General features: G+C 56.2%; 11 protein-coding genes and 1 pseudogene. 5 read left to right on the top strand and 7 right to left on the bottom strand.

Features of this window, described 5'->3' with window-relative positions:
- Window position 1: 1 nt before the first annotated feature.
- Window positions 2-574: a Crp/Fnr family transcriptional regulator gene (locus tag LG31_RS0113910; protein WP_033115059.1), complete on the top strand. Its 573-nt coding sequence runs from the start codon at window positions 2-4 to the stop codon at window positions 572-574.
- Between the two features lie 189 nt (window positions 575-763).
- Window positions 764-1,219, top strand: a complete 456-nt coding sequence (locus LG31_RS0113905; RefSeq protein ID WP_033115058.1) for a GNAT family N-acetyltransferase — start codon at window positions 764-766, stop codon at window positions 1,217-1,219.
- 286 nt (window positions 1,220-1,505) lie between these two features.
- Here the strand turns inward: LG31_RS0113905 and srmB are convergent, their stop codons facing one another.
- Window positions 1,506-2,729, bottom strand: coding sequence for an ATP-dependent RNA helicase SrmB (gene srmB / locus LG31_RS0113900; protein WP_033115057.1), 1,224 nt, complete (start codon window positions 2,727-2,729; stop codon window positions 1,506-1,508).
- Between the two features lie 118 nt (window positions 2,730-2,847).
- Between srmB and LG31_RS0113895 the strand changes: the two genes are divergently transcribed.
- From LG31_RS0113895 to brnQ (LG31_RS0113885), 3 genes are all read left to right on the top strand, one after another.
- Window positions 2,848-3,558, top strand: a complete 711-nt coding sequence (locus tag LG31_RS0113895) for a tRNA1(Val) (adenine(37)-N6)-methyltransferase (protein ID WP_033115056.1) — start codon at window positions 2,848-2,850, stop codon at window positions 3,556-3,558.
- Window positions 3,559-3,748: 190 nt separating this feature from the next.
- Window positions 3,749-5,056: a branched-chain amino acid transport system II carrier protein gene (gene brnQ / locus LG31_RS0113890; protein WP_033115055.1), complete on the top strand. Its 1,308-nt coding sequence runs from the start codon at window positions 3,749-3,751 to the stop codon at window positions 5,054-5,056.
- Window positions 5,057-5,435: 379 nt separating this feature from the next.
- Window positions 5,436-6,713 (top strand): branched-chain amino acid transport system II carrier protein, encoded by a 1,278-nt coding sequence (brnQ, locus tag LG31_RS0113885; protein ID WP_050513468.1) that lies wholly within the window; start codon window positions 5,436-5,438, stop codon window positions 6,711-6,713.
- Between the two features lie 78 nt (window positions 6,714-6,791).
- On the opposite strand, the gene LG31_RS0113880 is transcribed toward brnQ (LG31_RS0113885), so the two are convergent.
- The 6 genes and pseudogenes from LG31_RS0113880 to LG31_RS0113855 form a co-directional block, all read right to left on the bottom strand.
- The gene (locus tag LG31_RS0113880; RefSeq protein WP_033115053.1) at window positions 6,792-7,022 is read right to left on the bottom strand and encodes a hypothetical protein; all 231 of its coding nucleotides are present in this window, start codon (window positions 7,020-7,022) and stop codon (window positions 6,792-6,794) included.
- Between the two features lie 5 nt (window positions 7,023-7,027).
- Complete coding sequence (locus LG31_RS0113875; protein ID WP_033115052.1) at window positions 7,028-7,489, bottom strand: chemotaxis protein CheX; 462 nt, start codon at window positions 7,487-7,489, stop codon at window positions 7,028-7,030.
- Window positions 7,479-7,937 carry a zinc uptake transcriptional repressor Zur gene (gene zur, locus LG31_RS20515; protein ID WP_041209211.1) on the bottom strand — a complete coding sequence of 153 codons (459 nt, stop codon included), beginning with the start codon at window positions 7,935-7,937 and terminating at the stop codon, window positions 7,479-7,481. The genes LG31_RS0113875 and zur overlap by 11 nt, the downstream gene beginning before the upstream one ends.
- 573 nt (window positions 7,938-8,510) lie before the next feature.
- Window positions 8,511-9,895, bottom strand: a pseudogene (locus LG31_RS0113865) (IS4 family transposase).
- A 133-nt stretch (window positions 9,896-10,028) separates the two neighbouring features.
- Complete coding sequence (locus LG31_RS0113860; protein ID WP_238567522.1) at window positions 10,029-10,277, bottom strand: pyocin activator PrtN family protein; 249 nt, start codon at window positions 10,275-10,277, stop codon at window positions 10,029-10,031.
- A 62-nt stretch (window positions 10,278-10,339) separates the two neighbouring features.
- Window positions 10,340-12,028 carry a DUF927 domain-containing protein gene (locus tag LG31_RS0113855; RefSeq protein ID WP_033115049.1) on the bottom strand — a complete coding sequence of 563 codons (1,689 nt, stop codon included), beginning with the start codon at window positions 12,026-12,028 and terminating at the stop codon, window positions 10,340-10,342.
- Window positions 12,029-12,265 lie beyond the last annotated feature (237 nt).

The following is a 12,265-nucleotide window of genomic DNA, read 5'->3' as shown; positions in this document are numbered from 1 at the left end:
CATGCTGACTGACAGACCCCCCTTCGATTGGGCGCAGGTTGCAGATAGAGAGGAGGCCGCGCGCCTCCTCTCTTTTGCCCGCCCGCTGACCCTCAGCCCGAAAAGCTGCCTATGGCACGCCGGCGACAGCCCGGATCTGCTGGTCAGGGTGGAGCAGGGGCTGCTGCGGGCCAAGCTGGTGCTGGAGGATGGCCGCGAGTACATCAAGGAGTTCTACTGGGAGGGGGACGAGTTTCTCGACTTTCACCACCTGCTCAGTGGCGAGCCTGCCCGCTACAGCGTGGAGGCGCTGGAGCCCTGCCGTCTGCAGCTGTTCAGTCTGGCCGACTTGCGCCAGCTGCCCGGCTGGCCGCGCTGGTACCAGCACCTGCTGGAGGTGCAGCTGCGTATCAAGGAGGAGAAGGAGCAGTTGCTGCTGACCGGCAGCCCGCAGGCGCGCTACCAGCACTTTCTCGACAGCTTTCCCGCACTCGATGCCAGAGTGCCCGACCACCAGATCGCCGCCTATCTCGGCATTACTCCCATCAGTCTTAGTCGCATTCGCAAGCGGTTGAAAGCGCTTAACAAGGAGTAGTGTCGCCGATGCGCCATGAGGGGCAGTGTGGCCACCAGATTTCAGACCTTTCATACAGTCCATCTCGGCATCACGCCAGCCAGTCAGCCTGAGCCGCATTCGCAAACGGCTGAAAGAACTTAACAAAGGTTAATGCAGGGCACTGGCGCCACGATTATGCTGGCAGGCCGAACTGATAAGGAGTTGCCGATGAACTGGATCCTGAAACCCTGGTCTGAACTGACCACTGACGAGTTGTATGAGTTGCTGGCGCTGCGGGCCGAGGTGTTCGTGGTGGAGCAGACCTGCCCCTTTCAGGATCTGGACGGGCTCGATCGCCGCGAAGGGGTCTGGCACCTGCTCGGCTATCAGGGCGAGCTGCTGGCCGCCTATGCGCGGATCATGGCGCCCGGCATCGGCGATGAGAGCGGTGCCGCCATCGGTCGGGTGGTGACTTCACCCAAGGCGCGCGGCGGTGGTCTCGGTCACCAGCTGATCGGCGAGGCGGTCAAGGCGTGCGAGGCACGCTGGCCGACCCACAGCATCTGGCTGGGGGCGCAGGCCCATCTGCAGGGCTTCTATGGCCAGCACGGTTTTGTGGCTGAAGGGGAGGGATATGTCGAGGACGATATCCCCCATATCGGTATGCGCAAGACGGTGGCCTGACAGGCCGGCTGCATTCAGGGGGGATTCGTTGCCCGGATCGGGCGATGGCCCGACAGGGCGTCTGACGGGCAGATTGATGCCCTGATGATCGGATGAGGTTCACTATAAGTTTTGGTTAGGTCATTCAGCTAAAACCCATAAATTAAATTTATAGTGAGTCGTTCTGGCTGCAAATAGCCCTGCAACGGCGGTGGCGAGCCCGGAGCAATACAGCTCCGATTGGCCAGATACATAGAATGCAGAAGGGCCATCCCGCGGGATGGCCCTTCTCTTTATCGCTAGGCGATCACTTCTTCTTTTTCTTCTTGGCGGACTTCTTCTTGTCGACCGGCTTTTTCTTCTTCACCGGTACCCGCGCTTCTTTGTGTTTCGGGCGCAGCTCGTCGATCACCCGGCGCTTGAGGCGCTCCTCGGTGTAGCGTTCGATCTTGGCGACCATCGCCATGTCGTGGGCTTCCACCAGGCTGATGGCGCAGCCACGGTTGCCGGCGCGACCGGTACGGCCGATCCGGTGGACGTAGACATCGGCGCCGTAGGGCATGTCGTAGTTGATGACATGGCTGACGTTCGGCAGGTCGATGCCGCGGGCGGCGACGTCGGTGGCGATCAGGAAGGGCACTTCACCTTCGTGGAACTTGCGGATCGACTCGATACGCTTGCTCTGCTCCATCTCGCCACGGATCCAGGCGCAGGAGATGCCTGCCGCCTGCAGCTGGCCGGAGAGCTCCGCCAGACGCTCGCGGGTCTTGACGAAGATGATCGCCTTCTGGGTCTCCGGGTTTTTCAGGATATGGGTCAGCAGCGCCAGCTTGTGGGTGGCGTCATCGGCCAGATGGATCCACTGGGTGATGGGGCGACGCTCGCTGCGCGGCGGCTCGGCGTGCAGCTCCACCGGATCGTTGAGGATTTCGCTGGCGAACTTCTCAAGGCCAGCCCCTTCCAGAGTGGCGGAGAAGAGCATGGTGTGCTTGCGGTAGCGCGCCTCTGCCACGATGCGGTTCACATCCTTGATGAAGCCCATGTCCAGCATGCGGTCCGCTTCATCCAGCACCAGCACCTCGATGTCGTGGCTCTCGAACTCCTCTTTCTCGATGTACTCGAGCAGACGGCCCGGGGTGGCCACCACGATGTCGGTGGTTTTGGTCAGGGCAGGCAGCTGCTCTTCATGGCTGACGCCGCCGATGATGGTTTCGATGCTGAGGTTGGTGTGGGCCGCCAGCGCCTTGGCGTGGGCTGTGACCTGCAGCGCCAGCTCGCGGGTCGGGGTCAGGATCAGCATGCGGCAGGGGCCCGGCTTGCGGCGCGGGAAGTCCAGCAGGTGCTGGAGCGCCGGCAGCAGGAAAGAGGCGGTCTTGCCGGTACCGGTCGGAGCGGATGCCAGAATATCGCGGCCGTCCAGGGCTGGCTCCAGTACCATCTGCTGGATGGTAGTGGGGCGGGTGAATCCCATCTCGGCCAAAGCCCGGTTGAGGGCAGGGTGCAGGTCGAAATCATCAAAGGACTGGCTCATGGCAATACTCGGTCATTAAGGAAACGGCAGATTATAGGCGATTATCTCGTCGGCTCCTATGGCGAGTGTGGCTTAGTCGCTATAATCGCCAACCATTTTTGCAGATGACGGGGGCCAGATGGGGCGTAGTCGCGGTTTTACCTTCAAACAGTTCCATATCAATCACGATCGCTGCGCCATGAAGGTGGGCACCGACGGCATCCTGCTCGGTGCCTGGGCCCCGGTCGAACAGGCGCGACGGGTGCTCGATATCGGCTCCGGCAGCGGCCTCATCGCCCTGATGCTGGCCCAGCGCAGCAGATCTGACTGCCAGATCGACGGGGTGGAGCTGGATAGTGATGCAGTGATCCAGGCCAGAGAGAACGTCGCTGCCTCCCCCTGGGCTGATCGCGTGGCCATCATCGAAAGCGCGGTGCAGGGGTATCAGGCCGACCCTTACGATCTGATTGTCTCCAATCCCCCTTACTTCGTGGCAGGCCAGTCATTCAGCGACCCGGCTCGGGCGATGGCTCGCCATACCGGCGCCCTCGACAGCCATGCGCTGCTGGCTGCCTGCGACCGACTGCTGGCTCCGAATGGCGAGGTGGCACTGGTGCTGCCGACGGCAATGGCTGATGAAATTTTATGCATCTCGGCGGATTATGATCTGCATGGCATTTGTTATACAGCTGTTATCACCAGAGAGGGTAAAGAGGCAAATCGTGTTTTATTGCGACTTGGCAGAGGATTAAACAGGTGTGAAAGGGGGGATATTGTGATCCATTCTGCTGATGGAGCCTATTCCGACAGATATATCCAACTGACCAGCCCCTTCTATTTGAAGATGTAAATTTCGTCTTGAACTATTTTTTCATGCCATTATGCTGGTTCCAGATCGAGCACCCGCTCCAGACCAGCCAAAACCACTGGTCGCGATGAAAAATCAAGCGGGGCTCTTTTTTTTACCCATATGAACAAACTGGTCAATGACCGATAAAAACTATAACAAGCAATAATTTACAAGACAGACGAGGTTGAACTTGAAGAAATCACTCACGTTGTCCGACGTTCTCGGATTGGGGTTCATGACCTTCGCCTTCTACCTGGGCGCCGGTAACATCATCTTCCCGCCGCTCGCTGGTTACATGGCTGGCGAACACCTCTCTCTGGCGATGCTGGGTTTTCTGGTTACCGCTGTGGGCCTGCCGCTCATCACCATCATTGCTGTCGCCAAGGCCGGTAACGGCTGGGCTGGCATGACCAAGCTGCTGCCTGCGGGCGTAGCCACTGCACTGGCGGTTGCCATCTACATCATCATCGGCCCGGCCTTTGCGGCTCCCCGTACCGGTCTGGTGGCCTACGAGATGGGTCTCAAGCCCTTTATCGGCGATATGGGTCAGGCGGGTCTGGCTGCCTACACTGTGCTCTTCTTCGGGGTGGCCGTGCTGGTCTCCATGAATCAGGGCAAGCTGATGGACGCCATCGGCAAATACCTGACTCCGGTGCTGATGCTGCTGCTGCTGACCCTGGCGATCGGGGTATTCGTGGCGCCGCAGGGCACCATGCCGGAGTCTGCCGGTGACTATCAGAACAGCCCGTTTGTGAAAGGGATCCTGGAAGGCTACAACACCATGGATACCCTGGCTTCCCTGATGTTCGGTGCCCTGATCGTCGACCTGCTGCGCCAGAAAGGGATTAATGACTACCAGAGCCAGTTCAAGTATCTGGCCATTGCCGGCCTGATCTCGGCCATCGGTCTCTCCGTGGTCTACATCTCCCTGTTCGAGCTGGGCAACACTGCTGCAGGCGTGGCGACCGATGTCAGCAATGGCGGCGCCATCGTCAACGCCTATGTGCTGAGCCTGTTTGGTCAGCCGGGTCAGTTCATTCTGGCAGCCATCATTACTCTGGCTTGCTTCACCACTGCCGTGGGTCTGATCTCTGCCTGCTCCGACTTCTTCCACAATCTGACCGGCATGGCTTACAAGAAGCTGGTCGTGCTGCTGGGCGTTATCTGCGCCGTGGTGGCCAACGTGGGTCTGAGCCAGCTCATCAGCCTCTCCATTCCGGTGCTGGTTGCCATCTATCCGGTTGCCGTGGCGCTGGTGCTGGTCACCTTCCTGAAGGGTTACTTCGGTCGCCCGCGTCTGGTGTTCCGCGCCGTGCTGGTGGTGGCTTTCCTGTTCGGCTGCCTGGATGGTCTGGGTGCTGCCGGCATGAAGATGGATGCGTTTGCCTTCCTGCCGCTGTTTGACAAGGGCCTTGCCTGGCTGATGCCGACCCTGCTGGCCTGCGTGGTAGGGATGGTGGTTCGCCCGGCCGAGAAGCTGGCCGCCGAAGCTGCCTGATAGTTTCCCTCTCTCTGACCAAAGAGCCTGCCTTGTGCAGGCTCTTTTGTTTGTTAATTCCTGCACTTATGCCGGATGCTCTGCGGCCTCCTTTCTCTCTCCCGCTCTTTTGCGACTTCCCTGCGATGACCATTCAGTGATTAATTCTGGCCAAGTAAATTGTTTCAAGATATTAATGTGTGATTGAGATCAAATATCTCTTCTTTATGCTCAGGATGGCGCTCCTCATCCGATTCTCGGGGAGAGCGGGAAGCGAGCATATGGTTGTCAGGTTATCTGCCAGGCAGTGGGTGTAATCAACAAGAACAAGCTGATAAGGCAGATGAGGTTGGGTTTGACGAAATCATTGAAGTTGTCCGACGTATTCGGATTGGGGTTTATGACGTTCGCCTTCTACTTGGGGGCAGGCAATATCATTTTTCCGCCGCTGGCCGGTTTTATGGCCGGTGAGCATCTGGTCGCCGCCATGTGCGGTTTTCTGCTGACGGCGGTGGGGCTGCCGCTGATCACTCTGATTGCGGTGGCCAAGGGCAGCTCCGGGCGTGGTGCCGGTGGCTGGACCGAGCTGACCCGCTATTTGCCGGCAGGCGTCGCCACTGCGCTGGCCATCGCCATCTACATCATCATGGGGCCCGCGTTCGCCATTCCCCGCACCGGTCTGGTTGCCTACGAGATGGGGCTCAAGCCCTGGCTCGGCGATGCCGGCCATGCGGGGCTGCTGCTCTATACCCTGAGCTTCTTTGCGCTGGTAATCCTGGTGGCGCTCGATCGCGGCAAGCTGCTCGATGCGGTCGGCAAGTACCTGACGCCGGCGCTGATGGTGATGCTGCTCATTCTGGCGGTCGGGGTCTTTATGGCGCCGCAGGGCTCCATGCCCGATGCCAGCGGCGAGTACATAGACGCTGCCCTGACCAAAGGCATGCTGGAGGGGTACAACACCATGGATACCCTGGCATCCCTGATGTTCGGTGCCCTCATCATCGGTTTGCTACGCCAGAAGGGGATTGAGGATTACCGCAGCCAGTTCAAATATCTGACCATCGCGGGTTTGATCTCGGCGGTCGGGCTGTCGGCTGTCTATATCTCGCTCTTTCATCTGGGCAACAGTGCTGAAGGCGTCGCTAGTGATATCAGCAATGGCGGCACCATCGTCAACGCCTATGTGTTGAGCCTGTTTGGCCAGCCGGGTCAGTTCATTCTGGCCGCCATCATCACCCTGGCCTGCTTTACCAGCGCGGTTGGCCTGCTCTGTGCTGGTGCCGACTACTTCCACGGCCTGACGGGCTGGGCCTATCGCAACTGGGTCATGCTGCTGGGGGCGCTCTGCGCGCTGGTGGCCAATGTGGGTTTGAGCGAGTTGATCGGTCTCTCCATTCCGGTGCTGGTGGCCATCTATCCGGTCGCTATCGCGCTGGTGCTGGTCACCTTCCTCAAGGGCTATTTTGGTCGTCCTCGCCTGACGTTTCGCTGCGTGCTGGCGGTGGCCTTCCTGTTTGGCTGTCTCGATGGGCTGGGTGCTGCCGGCATGAAGATGGAGGCGTTTGCCTTCCTGCCGCTGTTTGACAAGGGGCTCGCCTGGCTGATGCCAACCCTGCTGGCCTGTGTGCTTGGCATGCTGGTGCGGCCGGCCGGAGGTCTGGCTGCCGAGGCAGCGTAAACAGGTGACTCACCCGTCCGCATAACAAAAGAGGCCAGCTGATGCTGGCCTCTTAGTATTGGTCTTCGAGCAGGCGAACTAGATGCGCGGACCTTCCGGCTTGGGTTTGCCATCCAGACCGTACCAGTGGGTCTGAACGCGCCCGGCGTGCCATTCGAAGGTGCCCCACGGCGCTTTGGCTTGCCAGCGGGGGAAGTTGATGACCACCCGATTGTCTTCGTATTTGTAGAGGGAGGTGCTGATATGGATATCAGAGAGGATCAGCAGCAACGCCCAGCAGATAAAGAACCACTTCAAGGCAGTCCACATCGTGACTACTCGAAGCAGATTTCGATGGTGGCACGACCAAAATCAGATTCGAAAGGCATCATGATCTTGGTGCCATCGGCGCGGTGAGTGATGGTGTGGTTGGGGCCGGAGACGATGACCGGAGTGGCCATGTCAAATTCATAGCCCTTCTCGCCCAGCATCCGCTTGGCGCCGCCGGTCACCATGTTGGTGATCTCGCCCACCATGTCGGTCACCTCTTCATTGATGGTGGCAGGAGCTTCCCCCAGCATGCGGCGCATGATCTCCAGCGCCAGCCCTTTTTCGAAGCTGATGGAGAGCGAGCCACGGGTCTGCGGGCCGACCATGCCGATCAGGCCTGAGACATCGCCGCGAGCCAGCTCGTCCATCTTGCGTTTCGGTTTGCCCGGTTTGAGTTCCAGCTGTGCCATGGTAGAGAGCACATTGAGCAGAGAGAGCAGGAACGGATTTACAAAATCAGCCTTCATGATGACTTCCTACAGTGGGCGTACAGCGAGCACATTGGCCATGTGCCTCTATCGTCTTATTGGTAATAGTAAAACCATGCAGATGGGCCTGCTCGGAAAACGCGCTATCGATCGCAGTGTCGTGCAGCTCGACCACCTCGCCGCAGTCATCGCAGATGAGCAACTGCATCGGGTGAGCGTGATCGAAGTGGCAGCAGAAGATAAATGCGTTCAGCGATTCCACCTTGTGGGCAAAGCCCTGTTCGAGCAGAAAATCGAGTGCCCGGTAGACGGTTGGCGGCTTGGCGTTGGCTTCCGTTTGCTGCAGTTGGGCCAACAAATCATAGGCGCTGATGGCGTTGCCATGTGCCGCCAGCAGGCGAAATACCTGACGTCGGGTCGGGGTGAAGCGGATCCCTCGCTGTACACAGAGTCGCTCGGCTCGTTGTAAAAGTTGGTCTTGATTCATGATCGCGCAATTGCCCTTTCTATTAGCTGGATACTATCACAGGGCCTCGCATGGCGCGGCGACAAAATTCATTTTCTGGGGCTGCTTCACGTTGTGATAAAATCCGCCCCTTTCTTTAGCCAACCCGGATGATTTTTATGCAGGCGCAGCGTTTTTCCATCGCCCCCATGCTGGATTGGTGAGATTCTTTTTCTAGCCCTTATCAGGCGTGGGCTTCAATTTCCATGGGGCAGATATGGGGCAGGCGGTTGCCAAAATGGCTTTAAACAGGTGTTGTTCTCAAGTCTTTCTGCTCTTCTCGTCTACTTTGCGAATATGTCCCAACAACATTGTTCTTTAAATACAAAAGTCACTTTTATCAACATGTTATGTTGGTAGTGGTGACTATTTGAGTATACTCAATCCAGCCCTTAAGGGTGAAGAGGAGGAAGCATGGGTTGCTGTATCCTCATAATGTGCTGCCTATATGTCTTTCTTGAGCTGTTTGCTGTGCAGGTAGGAGCATCTATAAACTGACCCAGACCACAGACAAAGAGCAGAATGAAAAAAGGGACCAATTTGGCTGTCTCTTGATCACAACTGTTGATGCTCAAGAGACAGTGCCAGCTCATAGCCTTCAAGGAGAGCCTGTAACCTAAACCAGCCCTCCCATAACACCGCTATCGAGGCTCGCCCCGTGCGCTTGGTGTCCTTCCAGCCCCCCAGTATCGCCAGGCTCTTGTACGCCCACGCCATGTCGGGGGCTTCATTCGGCAGGGCTCTCTTCTCCATCTTCAACCACAGCAGCTGCCAGCTCTTTGTGCCCAGCAGTCCTTTGCAGCTCTCTCCCTGCGCAGCAGGCTCCTCTTTGATAAATCGCAACTGCAGCAACCGTACCGCGATAAAGGCCAGGATGACGCTCATACGCGTCAGGTTCTCCCGGCTCTGCATCCTCAACGCCTCGACCCGCGTGCCCGCACTCTTCCACACCTTGTGATAATCCTCGATGAGCCAGCGCCGCTCGTAGTAGCCGATAATCTCGCTGGCCTGCTCGGGGCTTGTCACCGCTTCACTGGTCAGCAGATGCCACTCCAGCCGGTCTGCTGCATCGCTCTGCTCGATGCATCCCACGTAGTAGAGCGGAATATCCGGCTCGCTACGCTTGTTGGCCGGGCCTTCAGGGTGACCCTGGCAAACTTGATGTCGAGCACGGCCTCTCTGGCTTTTCTGCCAACCCGCTGGGGTATCTTGACCACCCGGGAGCCCGCGGATTGGCACTGCCTGGCATAGTCGTAGAGCTTGTTGTCGTGCTCGTTGATACAGCAGCTTTGCATCGAGCGCACCACGAAGCGCTGATTATTTTTCTGCTTGTAGTGCAGATATTCGTAGATATCCGCTTCCTGGTCACAGACCGAGATAACGTTGGCCAGGGTGCTGCCAAGCCGGGTGGCGAGTGTTTTGGCGGTTTGCTCCCATTTGTAGCTCTCTTTCTCCTGATAGGGGCGGGTGGCGTGTTGTCGACTCTGCCCTCGCTTGCTGACATCCCGGGTCCAGATTTGCCGGGCGGCCAAACCCACCACCTTGCGCTCGTGCGGCGCGAACAGCAGTACGGAGTGAGCCAGCAGGGCGCGACTGCTGCCCTGGTTGGTGTGGCCCAGCTGGTCTTTGACGCTGGTATGATGGAAGGTGAGAGCGGTGGTGTCTTCCAGTGCCAACAAGAGGGAATGGTCTCTGGCATGGGCGGCGGTGACGGCAAAGCCAGCGTTGGCAATGGCCTCGGCACTGACATGTGGGCTGCGAATGAAGCGGTATGCGCCTTCCATATCAGCAGGTGAGAGGGGAAGGTGTGACACGCAATCTCCTGGTTGGTGAGCAAGGGCAGTGGCGAGGGCAACCAGTCTTCTGGTGCGTCTTGGGTCGTTAAGGTTGGCGTGACCAAACTGTGCCTGCGCCCAGAGAGCCGGTTGAGTGAAGGGCATGTTAGAACCAGGGAAGAGAGCGATGAAAGGTTCAGATCACAGAATGGGAGAGAAGTTCAAAAAAATCCCCAAGCGATGCTTGGGGATTTTTGTATAAGAGACAGGCGACTAGCGGGCTTTCCCATCCAGAAGATTATCTTCGAGCCTCCATCTTTGTGATCGCGGTTAACCTGCGAACTTCTTTCTCTCTCTGCTGATCTATATAGCTGGCCAGGTCATTCAGGTGCACAAGATAGTCGCTCTTTTGGCTCGTTCGGAACGTTGGAATGGGGAGCATCCCGGCATTTGCCCGCTGTCTGGCTGTTTGATATGACAGACCAAAGTACTCACTACAGATCTCTTTAAGCGGTACGATGGGTTTCTCGTATTGTGCTAAAAGCATAAAAACAGTCTGCATGCTGCTACCTCACAACAGGGTTAGTGGTGCAGGGAAAACAGGAACATTCATTCAATCACCCCCAATGCAGCTAGGTCTTTTTTGATTCGTTCTGGCCAGATGGCAAAATAGGGAGCTGTTTTTTTCTCGCGAACAATATTGAGAGTGAACCTTTCAAAGTCGTTGAATTGAAACCAGTTTTTTGTTATTAGGCGCTGTATCTGTGAGCGATAATGAGGGCGCAAATCTAATACTTGTTTCAGCACATCAGGTTTGATCAACCATTGCAACTCTCCCTGATATGTTCTGCTGTAGCCAACACTAGAGTTCAGTCGACTATCCAGTGTCCTAATGTATGGTCCCCAGTCAGGTATGGCCATTTTCAACATGCTAAACAACCGATAATCTTCAGTATCTAGGCCATGACCACGGTTTTTTAGCCAGAGATTGAAACAATAGTTAACTGCATCCTCGGAGTGATGTTCTTGCCAGGGCAACAGCTCGAAATGATTGGCCGTGATCAGCGCTGCCTGAACTAAGGCAAACTGCTGAATTACTCGCATAACTTGCGGACTGACGGGGTAGCCAAGTAGCCGCTCTGCATCTTTTCTAATTTGGTCACAACGATATGAAAGATGTTGTGATACCTTGCGCTCCAGCTCAAGCTCTTCGTAGCTGACCAATCTATCTACCCATAACTGGAATAACGAGCCGTGGTATTTCTTGCAGCGTCGTTGCAACTCATCAGCCAAGAGGCTTGGGTGTTTGAATCCATGGAGTCGATCAAATATACCGAGCGGACCTGTTACAGGGATCTCAACCACTCGGTTTCGTTGTCCAGAAAATGGAGCTGTAACTAGCTGGGCCATGTGCTCAGTCAAAGTCACATCTCCACTGGATAAAGCTATGGTCCGCCAATGCTCACCTATGGCAAAACTGTCTGATTCTTCGTTTACTCTTGGCTTGGGGCTACCGCTACAAATCGAGTTAACGGCAGTACCTACATCTTCTGCCTTGGCCTGAGATAGTTCATTCAGGAGTAGTGGAATATCGTGGTGCATTACTGCGGCTGCAGATAGGCTGTGAGCAGCCCTCTGCCAAGTCCGGATTAGCGACTCATCGCCTAAAAGCGATGCAGCAACATTCAGAGCTATTGGTTTGCCCGATTCCGAGTGGTTATAGAGATGGAATATTAGGTTCTCAACTCCAGAGCTGTTCAGCAGTGGAGCACTTAGAGCCACGCCACAGCAAAAAATTAACATCGGATTACCAATACAAAGTTTGCCAATCTCCTCCTTCCACTGTTCATGTGTACCAGATTGCCGCAGACCCATATTTAATCCTCTGCACGCAAAATACAATTTTGCGTTACTCCTAGGGGTACTCCAGCCAGGGGTAACAAAGGCTTCAGCATACCAGCCGGTTCGTTCAGCGCATGTTGCTGGTTCTGCACGTTGGGTTTCATTGAATAGATAGCGCCGTATACGTGGCCAAGCAAGGGGGCTCTGCTCCAGTTGATAGCCAGAATCGAGCAACATTTCCAGAACCTGACTGCTTTTATCACCCTGCAGGTCTCGAATGAGGGCGATATCTTGCAACTGAACATCATCTCGGTTCTTCCACTCGAGTAAAATTCCGTAGCTGTGTCTATGATCTGAAGAGCTGGTTCGAGCCAGTACGTTGATATAACCCCCGAGTTTGACCCAGCGCTCCGATTCCTTGAACTCCAATCCATCCGGCAGTAATCGAAATTCCATATCCCCCTCCTCAAATGTTTTTCAGGTGTAGTTGAATGCTAAGCAACGTGAATCTTATTGAATGTCCGGTGAGACATAATCTGATGGTGGCTGGGAGGATTCCTGGTTTTACACGTCGATGTACTGTCGAATATGAAAGGGGGGGCTGTTCAGCGAACTTAGCTCTCGCGGGAAATTTTCTATTGTTTGTTTCAGTCATACATCCTCCGGACTTTTCATGTGTAGGCAGATGTATTC

It is taken from the genome of Aeromonas lacus (assembly GCF_000764665.1).
In the GTDB taxonomy this organism is placed as follows: Bacteria; Pseudomonadota; Gammaproteobacteria; order Enterobacterales; family Aeromonadaceae; genus Aeromonas; species Aeromonas lacus.
The sequence above is the reverse complement of the archived record's forward strand: the minus strand, read 5'-3'. Positions and strand labels throughout refer to the sequence as shown.

Coding starts and splice junctions, on each gene's coding strand:
- zur (WP_041209211.1), bottom strand. CDS start 7,937: ATGAATCAAGACCAACTTTTACAACGAGCCGAGCGACTCTGTGTACAG.
- LG31_RS0113880 (WP_033115053.1), bottom strand. CDS start 7,022: ATGTGGACTGCCTTGAAGTGGTTCTTTATCTGCTGGGCGTTGCTGCTG.
- brnQ (WP_050513468.1), top strand. CDS start 5,436: ATGACGTTCGCCTTCTACTTGGGGGCAGGCAATATCATTTTTCCGCCG.
- LG31_RS0113855 (WP_033115049.1), bottom strand. CDS start 12,028: ATGGAATTTCGATTACTGCCGGATGGATTGGAGTTCAAGGAATCGGAG.
- LG31_RS0113905 (WP_033115058.1), top strand. CDS start 764: ATGAACTGGATCCTGAAACCCTGGTCTGAACTGACCACTGACGAGTTG.
- LG31_RS0113895 (WP_033115056.1), top strand. CDS start 2,848: ATGGGGCGTAGTCGCGGTTTTACCTTCAAACAGTTCCATATCAATCAC.
- LG31_RS0113875 (WP_033115052.1), bottom strand. CDS start 7,489: ATGAAGGCTGATTTTGTAAATCCGTTCCTGCTCTCTCTGCTCAATGTG.
- LG31_RS0113910 (WP_033115059.1), top strand. CDS start 2: ATGCTGACTGACAGACCCCCCTTCGATTGGGCGCAGGTTGCAGATAGA.
- LG31_RS0113860 (WP_238567522.1), bottom strand. CDS start 10,277: ATGCTTTTAGCACAATACGAGAAACCCATCGTACCGCTTAAAGAGATC.
- srmB (WP_033115057.1), bottom strand. CDS start 2,729: ATGAGCCAGTCCTTTGATGATTTCGACCTGCACCCTGCCCTCAACCGG.